Here is a 1,190-nt window from a genome sequence, read left to right as displayed (position 1 = left end):
CGTTCTTCGGGGTGCAACTGCTGCACGGCTGCGATGAGTTGCTCTAAGGTGATGGGAATTGAAACCATTGATTTACCGTCGCTGTGGCTCTACCTAGCATTTTAGGCGATCGCATAATGTATGCGAGGCGCGATCGCCCAGCGTGTGCGAAGCGCGATCGCCTACGCTGGCAGCTCGATGCTAGGATCAGGCCAGATGAGTATTCAGAATTGTACAGAGTGATGCCAGAGCAGATATCAGCTTTTCAGCAGGCGATCGATGCTGTCGAATCTCTATCCCTTCAGGATCAGGTGGCTCTATTAGACATCTTCAAAAATAAGCCAAGAGGTCACAATAAAAGAGTCACCCCTGTGGAGATCGCGAATGAATCAGAGGTTCTTCAACCGGTTACTGCACTTAGTCAATAAGCGCCCTCAACACGGCAAACGCATGGTGGGGATGGGAGCCGATGCGTTGTGGGAACTCTGGCAGCGCATTGCAGAAGCGGAACACACGGAGCGCCAACAACAGGCTCAACGACCCGATCGGAAACGGCAAGCGGGTGGCGGACGCAAAAAGGAGACTCACCTGCTGTGTCGATTGCTCGTCACCCTGATGTATCTACGGCACCATTGGACAATGCAAGCGATTGCAGAGACCATTGAGTGTTCAGAATCAACCGTGTGGAACTACATCCATGAGATGCTGCCCTATCTTCGCAGCCAGTTGCCCGCCAGTTTGCTCGAACAATGGCAGCAGGAGTGCTCTAGTATTGAACGCGCCGAGTTAGAACACTGGCTGGCCGAGCTCCCCGAAGGAGCCTTGTTGGTCGATACCTGGGAGCAACCGATTCCTCGACCGAGTGATGAGCAACAGCAGGAGGCGCATTACTCCGGCAAACAGAAGCAGCACACCCGCAAAAACCAAGTGATCACCTTGCCCAATGGAGTGGACCTCGTGGATGTGGTTCTTGGGGAGAAGGGACCGTGCAGCGACAGCAAACTGTTTGAGCACACGCAAGATGAATTGCCAGAGGAACTGTCCTTCATTGGGGACAAAGCCTATGTGGGTCGACACAATACGACCACTCCGCACAAAAAGCCTCCCAAAGGAGGCCTGACTCAAGAGCAAAAAGAGTTTAATCGTCAGTTGAGCCAGAAGCGAGTCGCGGTGGAGCATGTGATTCGAGTGATTAAAATTTTCCGCGTGGC

Annotated in this window: 1 protein-coding gene; it reads left to right on the top strand. The window is 53.1% G+C overall.

Going from position 1 to position 1,190, the window contains the following annotated elements:
- Positions 1–363: 363 nt before the first annotated feature.
- Positions 364–1,190: transposase family protein (locus V6D20_21850; protein HEY9818428.1), on the top strand; the 827-nt coding region annotated here is incomplete at its 3' end.

Source organism: Candidatus Obscuribacterales bacterium, from assembly GCA_036703605.1.
GTDB lineage: Bacteria > Cyanobacteriota > Cyanobacteriia > RECH01 > RECH01 > RECH01.
The sequence above is the reverse complement of the archived record's forward strand: the minus strand, read 5'-3'. Positions and strand labels throughout refer to the sequence as shown.